The sequence below is a fragment of the Rhodoluna sp. genome, assembly GCF_036721215.1.
Lineage (GTDB): Bacteria > Actinomycetota > Actinomycetes > Actinomycetales > Microbacteriaceae > Rhodoluna.
In genome coordinates, this window is record NZ_DAIMLM010000002.1 from 267,272 (window position 1) to 282,759 (window position 15,488).

Genomic DNA, 15,488 nt, shown 5'->3' on the forward strand with positions numbered 1-15,488 from the left:
CTCATTGGTTTCACCTACAAGCAAAGTAGGCTTGCAATCATGAATCCTAAGCCTACCTTGATGCTTATTGACGGGCATTCTCTGGCTTTTCGAGCTTTCTATGCACTGAATCCCTCCAACTTCAAAACGCCAGACGGTCAGCACACAAACGCAGTTCATGGATTCATCTCTATGCTTCTAAACCTTCTCGAGGGTGAGAAACCAACCCATCTTGCAGTCGCATTCGACATCTCAGGACCTTCGTTCCGCGCAATCGAGTATCCGGAATACAAGGGAAATCGCGGGGAGACCCCACCTGAATTCTTCGGTCAGACCGAACTTTTGGAAGATGCCATGGAAAGCATGAACATCAAAACGCTTACCAAGAAAGACTACGAGGCAGATGACATCCTTGCATCACTCGCGGACCAAGCCAGCGCCGCCGGATTCAAAGTACTAGTTGTTTCTGGGGACCGCGATACATTTCAGCTGATTAGTGAAGACACCACAATTCTTTATCCAGTCAAGGGCGTCATGAACCTAGCGCGGATGGACGATGCAGCTGTTCTAGAACGCTACGGAATCCATGCAAAGCAGTATCCAGATCTCGCAGCTCTGGTTGGAGAGACTTCAGATAACCTTCCAGGCATTCCAGGTGTCGGTCCAAAAACAGCCGCCAAGTGGTTGCAGCAGCACGGTGATCTCAAGACAATTTTGGACAATTCTGCAGAAGTACCAGGCAAAGTGGGGGAGTCACTCAGAGAGAACTACGAGCTTGCTCTTCGAAACCGAAGACTCAATCATCTTGTTCGGGACCTCGACATGGGTGTTGAATTTGAGTCTTTCCGGCTGACCGCGGTGGATGAGGCTCGAGTTCGCACTGCTTTTTCCAAGATGCACTTTAAGGCTCTTACCGAGAGAGTGCTTCGATTGCGCGGGACAGCCGGCACCCAAACCAACGGTCTAGGCTCCGCTCCTGCGGCAACAACGACTGCACCCTTTCAGGATCATGCACCTAAATCTGCAGTCGCAAAACTTGAAATTCCACCATCGAAGGATTTGTCTGAAGCTGAGCTGATGAAATGGCTTTCGGGCGAGGAAGTTGTTGGCCTGGAAATCGAAGAAATTGACAATGGATTGCTGTTTGGTTTTGCCTCCGCGGCTACAAGAATCTTTCTGTCAGGAAAGCAGTCCTCAATTCTTGCAAGTTGGTTAGCAGATGGGTCCAAGAAAAAAGTCCTGTTTGATTACAAGGGGACAAAAAGACTTCTTATGGAGCACGAGCTAGACATCGATGGTGTTTCAGACGACGCACTTTTGCTCGCATACTTGCTGAATCCGGTACGCAGAAACTTTTTCGTTGATGACCTTGTTGAGGAGTATCTGGGTATTTCAGTGACGAGGTCTGATCCAAACCAGCTGATCCCAGAGCAGGCAATAGACCCGAGTTTGGACGCGTGGCTTGCTTTTTCTCTGGCTCCAATAATGGCTTCACAAGTTGTATCCCAGAATCAAGATTCTGTTTATAGGCAGATTGAGCTCCCAAGCTCAAGATCGCTGGCATTGATGGAGAGTGTTGGTGTTTCGATTGATGCAAAACTCTTGCAGAGTTTGTTTGACACCCTGAGTAAAGAGGTTACCCAGATTGGCGATGAAGCTTTCAAGATTATTGGTAAGGAAATCAACCTTGCTTCGCCCAAGCAGCTCCAGGTTGTCCTCTTTGAAGATCTAGGCATGAAGGGAACCAAGTCTCTGAAGACTGGATTCTCAACGAACGCGGCTGCACTAACCGAACTCTTTGAGCAAACAGGGCATCCGTTTCTTGAGAGACTGCTTGCCCACCGTGATTCAACAAAGTTGAAGCAAATGGTGGAGACGCTACTTAAGGCTGTAGAAGAGGACTCAAAGATTCACACAACTTACGTCCAAACCGGAACCTCAACTGGTCGCCTAAGCTCCGAGAACCCAAACCTGCAGAACATTCCGATTCGAAATCCCCGCGGAGCTCAGATCCGTGACGCCTTTATTGCATCTAAGGGATTTGAATCAATAATGACCGCCGACTATTCGCAGATCGAAATGCGCATCATGGCGCATCTGTCTGAGGACCCAGGTCTTATTGAGGCTTTCAAGGCAGGAGAGGATCTGCACCGCTTCGTAGGCTCGAGAATCTTTGGCGTCAAACCCCAGGACGTAACTTCAGAAATGCGAGCTCAAGTCAAGGCCATGAGCTATGGCTTGGTCTATGGGTTGAGTGAGTACGGGTTGGCAAAACAGCTGGGTCTATCGAACGCCGACGCTAAGCAGCTCATGAAGGACTACTTCGAGCGATTTGGGGGAGTAAGAAGGTATCTCGCAAAGGTCGTTGAAGACGCCAAAGCGGTGGGCTACACCACTACCTATCATGGGCGTCGAAGACCGTTTGACGATCTGAATAGTTCGATTTTTCAAGTGCGGGAGAACGCTCGCCGGGCCGCTCTAAACGCACCGATCCAAGGAACAGCCGCAGACATCATGAAAATGGCCATGAACCAGATTCAGGACGCGCTAGAGACGAAAGGTATGAAATCTAGGATGCTTCTCCAAGTCCACGATGAGCTTGTCTTTGAGGTGTACCCGGGAGAGGCCAAGACCTTGGAAGAACTAGTTTTGGACAAAATGTCTAATGTGGTCAAGCTATCGGTGCCATTGGATGTCCAGATCGGGACAGGCAAGAGCTGGGACAAGGCTGCTCACTAGCCCTTTGTCTCCAGCCTCATTAGCAGGTAGGCTTAGGGGGCGCGAAAGCGCAATCCCTTATCCGCCGTTGCGGTAGCAATTTCTCTCCTATGGAGCGCTATCGCGACCTGAGTATGCAGAGCAAATGGAGCACCTTTCTCTATGACAACAGAATCAACCACAAAAGCCCCAAAGCAAGTAGCCATTAACGACATTGGCACTGCCGAAGAATTCCTAGCAGCCGTTGAAAAAACCCTCAAGTTCTTCAACGACGGAGACCTTATTCAAGGAACCGTTGTAAAAATCGATCGCGATGAGGTTCTGCTAGATGTTGGGTACAAGACCGAAGGTGTTATTCCTTCCCGAGAACTTTCAATCCGTCACGATGCTGATCCAGGGGATATTGTTTCTGTTGGAGACACCATTGAAGCCCTTGTTTTGCAGAAAGAAGACAAAGAGGGTCGTCTGATTCTTTCCAAGAAGCGCGCTCAGTACGAGCGTGCCTGGGGTGATGTCGAGAAGATCAAGGCAGCCGATACCACCGTTACCGGAACAGTTATCGAAGTTGTCAAGGGTGGACTTATCGTTGACATCGGACTTCGCGGGTTCCTACCTGCCTCCCTTATTGAACTTCGCCGTGTTCGTGACCTAGCTCCATACCTCGGCCAGGAAGTTGAAGCCAAGATTCTTGAGTTAGACAAGAACCGCAATAACGTAGTTCTTTCAAGAAGAGCGTTACTGGAGCAAAGCCAGTCAGCATCAAGATCTACTTTCCTTGCAGATCTTGCAAAGGGACAGATTAGAACCGGTGTTGTTTCATCGATCGTAAACTTCGGTGCATTTATTGACCTCGGTGGCGTTGACGGATTGGTTCACGTATCAGAGCTTTCTTGGAAGCACATCGAGCATGCTTCTGAGGTTGTTGAGATAGGTCAAGAAGTAACCGTTGAGGTTCTGGAAGTTGATCAAGACCGCGAGCGGGTTTCGCTTTCCTTGAAGGCAACCCAGGAAGACCCATGGCAAGTGTTTGCTAGAACTCATTCGATTGGTCAGTACGCACCTGGCAAGGTCACCAAACTTGTTCCATTTGGTGCATTCGTTCGTGTTGCTGATGGCATCGAAGGACTTGTTCACATTTCAGAGCTTTCGACCAAGCACATTGAGCTTGCAGAGCAAGTCGTCTCTGCTAACCAGGATGTCTTTGTGAAGGTCATCGACATTGACCTCGAAAGAAGAAGGATTTCGCTTTCCTTGAAGCAAGCTCTTGAGGAAGTTGATCCAGAGGGCAAGGACTTCAACCCAGCACTTTATGGAATGTACGCAGAGTACGACGAGAAGGGTGACTACAAGTACCCGGATGGTTTCGATCCTGCAACAAGCGAATGGCAACCTGGTCACGAAGAGGCCAGAGCAAAATGGGAGAAGGAATACTCCGAAGCCAACGCTCGCTGGGTAGAGCACAAGAAGCAGGTTGCGGTTGCCAACAAGCTTGCTGCCTCTTTACCTGATGCACCAGTGCCAAGCCAAACACCTGCTGAGTCAAGCAGTTCTTTAGAAGAATCAGCTGGCACACTCTCGGACGACGCGTCACTCGGTGCGCTGCGTGACAAGCTTGCGGACAAAGAATAGACAAAAATCAGTCTTTGAATCGGGGCCTGGGTATTCCAGAGCCCCGTTTCGAGCTTTATAGGATGGGCTAATGTATCTCGTCGGACTAACAGGTGGCATAGCCTCTGGAAAGTCCTATGTTGCAAGCTTGCTGGGGGAGCTTGGCGCAAGCATCGTCGATGCAGATCAAGTTGCCAGGGAGGTTGTTGTCCCTGGGTCTACTGGTTTAGTACAAGTTGTTGGAGCGTTTGGCTTCGAGATTCTGTCACCTAGCGGTGAACTAGACCGGGCCAAACTTGGTGAAATCGTCTTTGCGGATCCTGAGAAAAGAATTGAGCTTGAGAGGATCCTGCATCCCCTCATAAAGGCGCGGACAACACAACTCATTAGCGATCAGCCTTCAGAAATCGTCGTCTATGCAGTACCACTTCTTGTTGAGGCAAATGTTGATTACCCCTTCGATACGATCATCACCGTGGAAGCTGGTGTTGAGAATCAAGTTTCGAGGCTTATGACATCTCGTCAGATGTCAGAATCTGACGCCAGAGCGCGAATAGAGGCGCAAACTACCTCGCCCGAACGCGTTGCAAGAGCAAACTTTGTCATCGACAGCTCAGGGCCCAAGGAGCAAACGAAGCTTCAAGTCGTTGAGGTTTGGAAGCAATTACTAGAAGCTGCGAAGGCGAAGGGTTAAATTGCAGCGAACAAGATCCTTCACGCCTTTCAAGGTCGAAAGCGATTTCAAGCCATCCGGTGATCAGCCAGCGGCGATTGCTGATCTGGTCCGCCGGATAAATGCAGGGGAAAAGGACGTTGTCCTTCTAGGTGCTACCGGTACCGGTAAATCTGCAACAACGGCCTGGCTCATTGAAGCACTTCAACGCCCAACTCTTGTGATGGCTCACAACAAAACCCTTGCTGCACAGCTTGTAACCGAGCTTCGGCAGATGTTTCCGAATAACGCCGTTGAGTATTTCGTTAGCTACTACGACTACTACCAGCCAGAAGCCTATGTGCCACAAACCGATACCTTCATTGAGAAGGATTCCAGCATCAACGAGGAGGTTGAGCGGCTACGCTACTCTGCGACCATGAGCCTGCTTTCTAGGCGAGATGTCATCGTTGTCTCCACGGTTTCCTGCATTTACGGACTAGGGGCCCCAAAAGAGTATTTGGACCAGTCCATTCCTCTTCAAGTGGGTCAAAAAATCGATAGAGATGAACTCATCAGAGAGTTTGTAAAGATCCAGTATCAGCGCAATGACATTGATTTCTCCAGGGGAAACTTCCGCGTCAAGGGCGACACTATTGAAATCATCCCGGTTTACGATGAGTTCGCGACGCGAGTTGAGTTCTTTGGGGATGAGATTGAGGCCATCTATTCGCTTCATCCACTCACTGGTGATGTCATTAAGAAGCTTGACTCCGTCGGAATCTTTCCTGCAAGCCACTATGTTGCATCTCCAGTACAAATGGGGCGTGCTATTGAAGAGATTGAAAACGAGCTAGCTGCAAGGCTTCGCGAGTTTGAATCAGCCGGAAAGCTTCTCGAAGCTCAGCGCATAAAGATGAGGACCAACTTCGACCTGGAGATGATACGTGAGCTCGGCTTTTGCTCGGGAATCGAGAACTACTCAAGGCACATCGATGGCAGAGCTCCGGGGGAGCCGCCTTCATGCCTTCTTGACTATTTCCCTGAGGATTTCCTGACTGTGATTGACGAATCACACGCCACTGTTCCGCAAATCGGTGCGATGTATGAGGGGGATTCTTCTAGAAAACGCACACTGGTTGAACATGGCTTTAGACTGCCCTCAGCTCTTGACAACAGACCGCTTCGATGGAGCGAGTTCCAGCAGCGAGTTGGACAAACTGTTTATCTATCAGCAACTCCTGGTAAGTATGAACTTGCTGCGGCAGACGGTGTTGTTGAACAAATCATCAGGCCAACGGGTTTAGTAGATCCAAAGATTGTCCTGAAGCCAACCAAGGGTCAGATTGATGATCTGTTAGAAGAAATCCGCGTAAGAGCAGCTAAGGATGAGCGCGTTCTAGTGACCACTCTCACCAAGAAGATGGCCGAAGAGCTAACCGATTTTCTCTCAGAAGCCGGTGTCAAAGTCAGGTACCTGCATTCGGATGTTGACACGCTTAAGCGAGTAGAGCTACTTAGGCAGCTTCGTCAGGGAGTTTTCGATGTTTTGGTTGGAATCAACTTGCTACGAGAGGGGCTCGATCTTCCTGAGGTTTCCTTAGTCGCGATACTCGATGCAGACAAGGAAGGCTTCCTTCGTTCAGCTACGTCCTTAGTGCAAACAATTGGTAGAGCTGCTCGAAACATAAATGGTGAAGTGCATATGTATGGGGATAACCTGACAGAGTCGATGCGAAAGGCTATCGATGAAACCACCAGAAGACGCGAGAAGCAGGTCGCTTACAACAAGCAACTTGGTGTAGACCCTCAACCGCTGCAGAAGAAGATCATCGACATTACCGATCAGATAGAGCGCGAAGAGCTGGACACTGCAGAGTTAATCGCTGAACTAGGAAAAGCCAAAGGCCGTAAAGCAACCGCAGTTCCACTTAGATCAAACCGAGGGATTGCGGCCATGGCTCAGGATGAGATTCTCGCTGTGGTTCTGGATCTCGATGCCCAAATGAGACATGCTGCAAGCGAGCTTCAGTTTGAGCTTGCCGCGAGGCTTCGAGACGAAATTGCGGAACTAAAGCATGAACTGCGACAAATGAAGAAGGCCGGGCACATATAGTGCCACTTGCCTCAGAGCTAAGCTAGGAAGAATGAGCGCCAAAGACACCATGAATCTTGACCATTTGGTGGTCAAAGGCGCACGCGTTCATAACCTCAAGAACATCACAGTTGAGATGCCGCGCAATTCCCTCGTTGTGTTTACCGGACTCTCGGGTTCTGGTAAGTCTTCTTTAGCCTTTGACACAATCTTTGCCGAAGGTCAACGGCGCTATGTTGAATCTCTTTCGGCTTACGCACGTCAGTTTCTCGGTCAAGTTGATCGCCCTGATGTTGACTTCATTGAGGGCCTAAGCCCTGCTGTATCAATTGACCAGAAGTCAACAAACCGAAACCCCAGATCTACTGTTGGAACAATCACCGAGATTCACGATTATCTCAGGTTGCTTTGGGCGAGAATCGGAATCGCTTACTGCTCCGAGTGTGGCGAGAAGATTGTCAAGCAAACACCGCAGCAGATTGTTGATCAAATCCTTGAGAACCCTGAAGGAACCAAGTTCCAGGTTCTTGCAGAGCTCGTAGATCAGAAAAAAGGCGAGTTCTCAGACCTATTCCGTGATCTCATCTCGCAAGGTTACGCAAGGGCTGTTGTAGACGGCGAAACAATTACCCTGGCTGATGCGAAGCCGCTAAAGAAGACTTTCAAGCACGACATCGCTGTTGTAGTTGATCGATTGGCAATCAAGGCTGGAATCTCTGGGCGTCTCACGGATTCAATTGAAACCGCGTTGAAACTAGCTGCAGGCAAAGTAACAATCGATTTCGTCGATCGGAAGGGCAAAGACGCCAGGCGAAGCTTTTCTGAGCAAATGTCATGTCCAAATGACCACCCACTGACTCTTACTGAGATCGAGCCTCGCACATTTTCCTTCAACGCGCCATTTGGTGCTTGCCAGGCTTGCTCCGGTCTTGGAACGAAGATGGCTGTCGACGAGGATCTAGTGATTGGTGATCCGGACGCGTCGATTCTAGACGGCGTGATTCTGCCGTGGTCCACTCAAGGTAAAGGATTATTCCACTACTTCTCAAGAATGCTGCAGGGTTTAGCAAAGGATCTTTCGTTTTCACTAAAGACCCCATGGAGCGATCTGCCCGAAGAAGTTAGATTCGCAGTTCTAAATGGAAATGACTTTGACGTTCAAGTGAAATGGAAGAACCGTTACGGCAGAGAGTTGCGATACACAACTGGTTTCGAGGGAGTCCTAAAATACATCGAGCGGAAATACCTTGAATCTGAGAATGACTACTCCAGAGGTAAATGGGCAGGATTTTTAAGAGAGATCAACTGTCCAGATTGTGATGGCGCAAGACTTAGACCAGAGGTGCTCGCTGTAAGAATCGGAAAGTCCTCAATTGCGGACGTCGCGTCGCTTAGCTTAGGCGAATGCGTAGCTTTCTTCGCGGGCATAAAACTTGACAAGCGCGATGAGAAGATCGCCGCTCAGGTGCTACGCGAGATTCGAGCAAGGCTCGATTTTCTTATGGCTGTTGGCTTAGATTACCTTTCTCTATCCAGGGCAGCTGGCTCGCTATCGGGTGGCGAAGCGCAGCGCATCAGGCTAGCTACCCAAATTGGATCTGGACTTACCGGAGTGCTATACGTCCTGGATGAGCCATCAATCGGCTTGCACCAAAGAGACAACAGGCGACTAATTGAAACACTGCTAAAGCTACGTGATCTAGGAAATACCCTCGTTGTTGTCGAACACGATGAGGACACTATCAAGACCTCGGATTGGATTGTCGACATCGGTCCAGGTGCCGGAGTCGACGGTGGTTCTGTTGTTCACTCCGGAACATACAAAGATCTCCTGCAGAACAAAGCATCATTGACCGGTGACTACCTGGCTGGTAGGAAGAGTATTTCTACTCCCAAGAAGCGAAGGGCAATAGATCCAAAAAGGACTCTTTCCGTCGTTGGAGCGAAGGCCAATAACCTAAAGAACCTGACAGTGAATTTCCCACTCGGAGTCTTTATCGCTGTGACCGGCGTCAGTGGGTCAGGAAAATCCTCGTTGGTCAATGACATTTTGTACAACGTTTTAGCAAACTCTCTTAACGGAGCAAAGCTCGTTGCGGGAAAGCACACTCGGATTACTGGGGTCAACCAACTGGACAAAGTCGTGCATGTTGACCAGAACCCAATCGGTAGAACACCTCGATCAAACCCGGCTACTTATACAGGCGTATTCGATCACATCCGAAAGCTCTTTACGGAGACCTCTGAATCAAAAGCCCGTGGTTACCAACAGGGTAGATTCTCGTTCAATGTGAAAGGAGGCCGCTGCGAGGCGTGTAGCGGCGATGGAACCATAAGAATTGAGATGAACTTCCTACCGGATGTATACGTTCTTTGTGAGGTGTGCCAGGGTGCCAGATACAACCGTGAGACGCTTCAGGTCAAGTACAAGGGTAAATCGATATCTGAGGTTTTAGAGATGCCGATTGCAGAAGCTGCAGTGTTTTTCGCGGCAATCAACTCCATCTCAAGGTATCTAGACACGCTTGTCGACGTGGGCCTTGGGTATGTACGGTTAGGACAGTCTGCAACTACCTTGTCTGGGGGAGAGGCCCAGCGAGTCAAGCTCGCTACGGAACTGCAGAGGCGCTCAACAGGCCGAACCATTTATGTACTTGATGAACCAACCACCGGATTGCATTTTGAAGATGTCAGGAAGTTGCTGATTGTGCTCAACTCGCTCGTTGACAAGGGAAACACTGTGATTGTGATTGAGCACAACCTTGATGTCATCAAATCTGCGGACTGGCTACTAGATCTTGGTCCAGAAGGTGGATTCCGCGGTGGGGAGTTGGTTGCCGAGGGTACTCCCGAGCAGGTAGCCAAGAATAAGGCAAGTTTCACCGGATCATTCTTGAAAGAAATCCTGAGCTAAATGTCAAACGATCTATCGTTTAGACCTAAAACTTCCGAGATCCCTACACGACCAGGCGTCTATCGCTTCTATGACAGTAAGAGAAGAATTCTCTACGTTGGTAAAGCGAAGAACCTCAGAGCTAGACTGCAGAGCTACTTTGCGCCTCTTGAATCTCTGCACGAGCGAACCAGGCGTATGGTGAAAAGCGCGGTAGACGTGGACTGGACCATAGTCAAGACCGAGTTTGAAGCCCTGCAGCTGGAATTCACCTGGATCAAAGAATTCAATCCACCTTTCAACATTCGTTTCAAAGACGACAAGTCTTATCCCTACCTTGCTGTTTCGATGTCTGACAAGGTACCACGTGTGTTTGTGACTCGAAACCGCGAGCTAAAAGGCGTCAAGTACTTCGGCCCATACACTCAGGCTTGGGCTCTAAGGCAAACACTAGACACTCTTCTAAAAGCGTTTCCAGTTCGATCCTGTTCTTCTGGTGTCTTTGCGACCGCAAAGAGAAGTAATAGGCCATGTCTTTTGGCTGACATTGGGAAATGTTCGGCGCCCTGCGTATCACGAGTAACCGATCAAGAGCACGTTGATATCGCTAAGGAGCTCGTGAACTTCATGAGCGGCATGGACCCCCAACAGGTTGAGATCCTGCGACAAAAGATGCTAACAGCCTCCAAAAATGAAAACTTCGAGCTCGCTGCAAGGCTTAGAGACAACATCGAGGCACTGGAGACTGTTCTTGAGAAGAGCACTGTGGTTTTTAGTGATCTAACAGATGCGGATCTTTTTGGCATAGCCCACGATGAACTAGCCGCTACGATTTCACTCTTCTCTGTCAGAGGGGGCCGAATTCGTGGGGTAAGGGCATGGACTATGGATAAAGAACTAGATCAAAGCCTTGACGATCTGGTCAGGCAGATAATCCTTTTCGCCTACTCACCGGTGGCCGGAGTAGAGGCCCCTTCAATACCGAAGGAGGTCTTAGTCCCGTCGTTACCCGAGGACTCTAGTGATCTCGAACTTTTCCTAGCCGCGTTACGTGGTTCTGCCGTATCGCTACGAGTTCCTAAAAGAGGAGATAAGGCAGCATTGGCGCAGACCGCGCTTGAGAATGCCGAGCACGCATTAGCTCTTTACAAGACCAGAAGGGTTTCTGATTTTGCGGCACGTACCGGGGCACTTAATCGATTGGCTTCCGCGCTTGATCTAACCGACGCGCCACTTCGCATAGAGTGCTACGACATCTCGCATTTATCTGGAACTGACATTGTTGGTTCCATGGTTGTTTTCGAAGATGGCCTACCCAAAAAAGCCCACTACAGGCAATTCAACATTGATTCAGCCCAAGATGACACTGATGCAATCTTCCAGGTTTTGACCAGGAGGCTGAAGTATCTTCGGGACCCTGAGACGGTTGACGAGGGGAGATTCAGTTACTTTCCGTCTCTAATCGTTGTCGACGGTGGTATCGGGCAAGTGAATGCAGCAGCTCGTGCAATTGAAGCTAGCGGTGTAACTGGGCTTGCCGTTTGCGGTTTAGCAAAGCGACTAGAAGAGGTTTGGCTGCCGGGGAACGAAAACCCGATTATCTTGCCAAGAGCATCCGAAGAACTCTTCTTGTTGCAGCGGCTTCGAGATGAGTCTCATAGGTTCGCCCTAACCGCTTCAAGGCGAAAGCGATCTAGCGCGATTTCGTCTTCTCTACTTGAGATTCCAGGGCTAGGTGAAAAGCGAGTCATGGCCCTGTTGAAGCGATTTGGCTCAGCAAAGCGGCTCCGGATTGCCACTTTGGATGAGATTTCAGATGTTGCAGGTATTGGAAGAGAGCTCGCTAGCCAAATTCTGGAGCGACTAAAGATCGAGCAATAACGCACTCGGGCGTGTCGGAATTTCATTAGACTTGTGACCCGAAAGGGTGCAATGGTTGAAAATCTAAGGCACGAGCTGCTGGTTGTAACAGGCATGTCGGGGGCAGGACGCTCGACAGTGGGTAACGCTCTTGAAGACCTTGGCTGGTACGTGGTGGACAATCTTCCCCCAATCATGCTGGGCCCAATAACTGATCTTTTCTCAAACACAAAAACACCCGTTCCAAGACTTGCCGTGATTATCGATGTGCGAGGTGGAGAGTTCTTTACAGAGCTTGAGGAGAACATAGCCCTTCTGGAGGGGAAAAGCATAAGCGTAAGGGTTGCATTCCTTGAAGCTAATGACGGAACGCTTGTAAAAAGGTTTGAATCGGTAAGACGACCGCATCCCCTGCAGGGCACCGGGACAATTCTCGATGGTATCGCCGAGGAGCGAAGAAGGCTTCTTCCACTTCGTGAATCCGCTGACGTAGTTATCGACACTTCTGATCTAAACGTTCATCAGCTCTCGACAAAGACCGCAGAGCATTTCTCTCTAGAGGCCACAAGCAAGCTACTACTTACTATCGTGAGCTTTGGTTTCAAGTACGGTATACCGGCGGACGCCGATAATGTTGCTGATGTTCGATTCATCCCAAACCCTTTTTGGAACGAAGAGCTTCGCCCATACACCGGACTTGACCAACAGGTAAGCGATTACGTCCTGTCTCAGGAGGGCGCTAGGGAGTTCGTAACAAGCTACGTGAAATCTCTTGCACCAGTTCTTGCTGGATATGATCGCGAGAACAAGCACTATGCAACTATCGCGATTGGTTGTACCGGTGGTAAGCATCGATCCGTAGCTGTTGCAACCGAACTGGGTAAGGCTTTACAGGGAAACAAAGACATCGCCGTCACGGTTAGACATCGTGACTTGGGCAAGGAGTAGTAAATGGCACTTACAGCCGATATAAAAGACGAGTTAGCAAGAATCGATGTTCCAAAAAGCGCTGTTCGGGCAGCTGAGCTAGCCACCATCCTTCGACTAGCAGGCGGGTTGCACCTGGTATCAGGCAAGGTTGTAATCGAAGTTGAACTCGACTCCGCGCAAGTTGCCAGGCGAGTAAGAAAAGATCTCACCGAACTTTTTGGCTGTGAAAGCGAGCTATCAGTAATTTCTGCTGGTGGAATCAGAAAAACTAGTAGATACCAAATACGTGTTTTGGGTCAAGGCGATACCCTTGCCAGACAAACGGGACTAGTAGATAGTCGCGGTCGTCCAGCTAGGGGACTTCCAGCAACTCTTGTAGCAGGTTCGATAGGTGAAGCTCAGGCTGTTTGGCGCGGAGCTTTCCTAGCTCACGGTTCCCTAACTGATCCAGGTAGATCTGCCGCACTAGAAGTGACAGCTCCTGGAAACGAAGTTGCCATGGCACTTGTTGGTGTTGCAAGAAGATTGGGAATAGTCGCCAAGCCTCGCGAGGTGCGCGGCATGTTCCGAGTAGTCATCAGAGACGGCGATGCGATTTCAGCGATGCTGACTCAGATGGGCGCCCATGGTCAGCTGCTGAAATGGGAAGAGCTAAGACTACGGCGCGAAGTCAGGGCCACTGCAAACCGCTTGGCAAACTTCGATGACGCAAACCTACGTCGCTCAGCCCAAGCTGCCGTTGCGGCAGGCGCGAGAGTTGGAAGAGCCCTTGAAATCCTTGGGGAAGACATCCCTAAACATTTGAAGTACGCGGGCGAGCTTCGCCTAAAGCATAAGCAGGCAAGCCTTGATGAGCTTGGAAGACTTGCTAATCCACCCATGACCAAGGATGCGGTAGCTGGAAGAATTAGGCGCCTTTTATCCATGGCTGACAAGCGAGCCGAGGAGCTGGGAATTGACGGCACAGACGCCTTCTTGCCTGAAGAGCTTGAAAACGACTAGAGAAGATTCCATAACGCATAATAGAACTATCGACGAATAGGACAGTAAATGGGCAAGTACACTCTTCCAGATCTCGGTTACGACTACGGCGCACTAGAGCCAAACATCTCTGGTCGAATCATGGAACTGCATCACGACAAGCATCATCTTGCCTACGTTAATGGAGCCAACAGCGCTCTTGATCTTCTTGCTGAGGCAAGGGATAAGAACGATTTGACCTGGGTCAACAAGCTTCAGAAGGACCTAGCATTCAACCTCGCAGGTCACGTGAACCACACTGTATTTTGGAGAAACCTGAGCCCAGATGGTGGGGACAAGCCAACCGGTGAAATGGCAGCGGCTATTGACGAGTTCTTCGGAAGCTACGACGGCTTTCGAGCCCACTTCACCGCATCCGCACTTGGTATCCAAGGTTCTGGGTGGTCAATTCTCGCCTGGGACATTCTTGGCCAAAAGCTAATCATTGAGCAGCTCTACGACCACCAGGGAAACCTTGCTCCCGCCACAATCCCGCTTTTGATGCTGGATATGTGGGAGCACGCCTTCTACCTGGACTACCAAAACGTGAAGGCTGATTATGTTGCTGCATTCTGGAAGATCGTATCTTGGCCGGACGTACAGGCTCGTTTTGAGGCAGCTCGCGGCCAAACAAAGGGCTTACTGCTAGTCTGATAATTCCACCCGAGGCTGCGTGGATTTCCTGTTGAAAATCGCGCCTCTGGCGCCAAGCGAAATGGAACATCTTGACTACAAAAGTTGGCATCAATGGCTTTGGAAGAATCGGTCGCAATTACCTTAGAGCAGAACTAGCTAAAGGTACCGACCTAGAGATCGTCGCTGTAAATGACCTCTCGGATCCTAAGGCCCTCGCACATCTACTCAAATATGACTCTGTTACAGGTCGCCTTAACCAAGATGTTCGAGTCGAGGGTCAGCACATTTTTGTCGGCGACTACAGAATCAAAGTTTTAGCCGAAAAAGACCCGGCAAACCTTGGTTGGGGGGATCTCGGTGTTGACATCGTTATCGAGTCAACCGGTCGCTTTACCGATGCCAAAGACGCCGTCAAACACATCGAGGCTGGAGCTAAAAAAGTTCTTATCTCGGCACCGGCCACCGGTGAAGATGCAACCTTCGTTATTGGTGTTAACGAGCATCTTTACGATCCTGCAAAGCATCACATCATCTCAAACGCGTCCTGCACAACCAACTGTCTTGCCCCTTTGGCAAAGGTCTTCAATGATGAGTTTGGGATTGTCAATGGTCTGATGACCACAATCCATGCCTACACCGCTGATCAGAACCTTCAGGATGGTCCCCACGGTGACCTGCGCCGTGCACGAGCTGCAGCGATAAACATCGTTCCCTCATCAACTGGTGCAGCGAAGGCCATCGGCATTGTTCTTCCAGAACTAAAGGGCAAACTTGATGGCTTTGCGCTTCGTGTTCCAGTTCCGACAGGTTCGATCACTGACTTGACACTGGTATCGGCCAAGAAGGTAACAATCGAAGAGATCAAGGCAGCCTACAAGAAGGCAGCAGCTGGACCCCTCAAGGGAATCCTTCTTTATACCGAAGATGAAATCGTCTCTTCCGATATCGTGACCGATCCACATTCCTCGATCTTTGACGCAGGACTTGTTAAGGTAATTGACAACACCGTGAAGATTAGCGCCTGGTATGACAACGAGTGGGGTTACTCAAACAGACTTGTTGACCTTACTGTTTTGGTTGCGAACAAACTCTAGATT

General features: G+C 49.8%; 10 protein-coding genes. All 10 read left to right on the forward strand.

The window, feature by feature from the left end:
* The first annotated feature begins 39 nt into the window (after nucleotides 1-39).
* The 10 genes from polA to gap all read left to right on the forward strand — a co-directional run bounded on the left by polA (nucleotide 40) and on the right by gap (nucleotide 15,485).
* On the forward strand, nucleotides 40-2,718 hold the full coding sequence (gene polA / locus AC9UCN_RS04600) for a DNA polymerase I (protein WP_509524230.1): 2,679 nt from the start codon (nucleotides 40-42) through the stop codon (nucleotides 2,716-2,718).
* 141 nt (nucleotides 2,719-2,859) lie between these two features.
* Nucleotides 2,860-4,326: a 30S ribosomal protein S1 gene (gene rpsA, locus AC9UCN_RS04605; protein ID WP_509524233.1), complete on the forward strand. Its 1,467-nt coding sequence runs from the start codon at nucleotides 2,860-2,862 to the stop codon at nucleotides 4,324-4,326.
* 70 nt (nucleotides 4,327-4,396) lie between these two features.
* Nucleotides 4,397-4,999 (forward strand): dephospho-CoA kinase, encoded by a 603-nt coding sequence (gene coaE / locus AC9UCN_RS04610; RefSeq protein ID WP_509524236.1) that lies wholly within the window; start codon nucleotides 4,397-4,399, stop codon nucleotides 4,997-4,999.
* 1 nt (nucleotide 5,000) lies between these two features.
* Entirely contained in the window at nucleotides 5,001-7,073 is a 2,073-nt protein-coding gene (gene uvrB / locus AC9UCN_RS04615; RefSeq protein ID WP_509524239.1) for an excinuclease ABC subunit UvrB, read from the forward strand.
* Nucleotides 7,074-7,104: 31 nt separating this feature from the next.
* Nucleotides 7,105-9,966 (forward strand): excinuclease ABC subunit UvrA, encoded by a 2,862-nt coding sequence (gene uvrA / locus AC9UCN_RS04620; protein ID WP_509524241.1) that lies wholly within the window; start codon nucleotides 7,105-7,107, stop codon nucleotides 9,964-9,966.
* The gene (gene uvrC / locus AC9UCN_RS04625) at nucleotides 9,967-11,826 is read left to right on the forward strand and encodes an excinuclease ABC subunit UvrC (RefSeq protein WP_509524242.1); all 1,860 of its coding nucleotides are present in this window, start codon (nucleotides 9,967-9,969) and stop codon (nucleotides 11,824-11,826) included.
* A gap of 51 nt (nucleotides 11,827-11,877) precedes the next feature.
* Nucleotides 11,878-12,753, forward strand: coding sequence for an RNase adapter RapZ (gene rapZ, locus AC9UCN_RS04630; RefSeq protein ID WP_509524245.1), 876 nt, complete (start codon nucleotides 11,878-11,880; stop codon nucleotides 12,751-12,753).
* A 3-nt stretch (nucleotides 12,754-12,756) separates the two neighbouring features.
* Entirely contained in the window at nucleotides 12,757-13,737 is a 981-nt protein-coding gene (gene whiA / locus AC9UCN_RS04635) for a DNA-binding protein WhiA (protein WP_509524247.1), read from the forward strand.
* Nucleotides 13,738-13,785: 48 nt separating this feature from the next.
* Nucleotides 13,786-14,409 carry a superoxide dismutase gene (locus tag AC9UCN_RS04640; protein ID WP_509524250.1) on the forward strand — a complete coding sequence of 208 codons (624 nt, stop codon included), beginning with the start codon at nucleotides 13,786-13,788 and terminating at the stop codon, nucleotides 14,407-14,409.
* A gap of 71 nt (nucleotides 14,410-14,480) precedes the next feature.
* Nucleotides 14,481-15,485, forward strand: a complete 1,005-nt coding sequence (gap, locus tag AC9UCN_RS04645) for a type I glyceraldehyde-3-phosphate dehydrogenase (protein WP_509524253.1) — start codon at nucleotides 14,481-14,483, stop codon at nucleotides 15,483-15,485.
* The last annotated feature ends 3 nt before the right edge of the window (nucleotides 15,486-15,488 follow it).

Excerpts from the sequence above, each read along its gene's own strand:
- uvrC (WP_509524242.1), top strand. The coding sequence starts at position 9,967 with ATGTCAAACGATCTATCGTTTAGACCTAAAACTTCCGAGATCCCTACA.
- rapZ (WP_509524245.1), top strand. The coding sequence starts at position 11,878 with ATGGTTGAAAATCTAAGGCACGAGCTGCTGGTTGTAACAGGCATGTCG.
- AC9UCN_RS04640 (WP_509524250.1), top strand. The coding sequence starts at position 13,786 with ATGGGCAAGTACACTCTTCCAGATCTCGGTTACGACTACGGCGCACTA.
- uvrA (WP_509524241.1), top strand. The coding sequence starts at position 7,105 with ATGAGCGCCAAAGACACCATGAATCTTGACCATTTGGTGGTCAAAGGC.
- coaE (WP_509524236.1), top strand. The coding sequence starts at position 4,397 with ATGTATCTCGTCGGACTAACAGGTGGCATAGCCTCTGGAAAGTCCTAT.
- polA (WP_509524230.1), top strand. The coding sequence starts at position 40 with ATGAATCCTAAGCCTACCTTGATGCTTATTGACGGGCATTCTCTGGCT.
- rpsA (WP_509524233.1), top strand. The coding sequence starts at position 2,860 with ATGACAACAGAATCAACCACAAAAGCCCCAAAGCAAGTAGCCATTAAC.
- whiA (WP_509524247.1), top strand. The coding sequence starts at position 12,757 with ATGGCACTTACAGCCGATATAAAAGACGAGTTAGCAAGAATCGATGTT.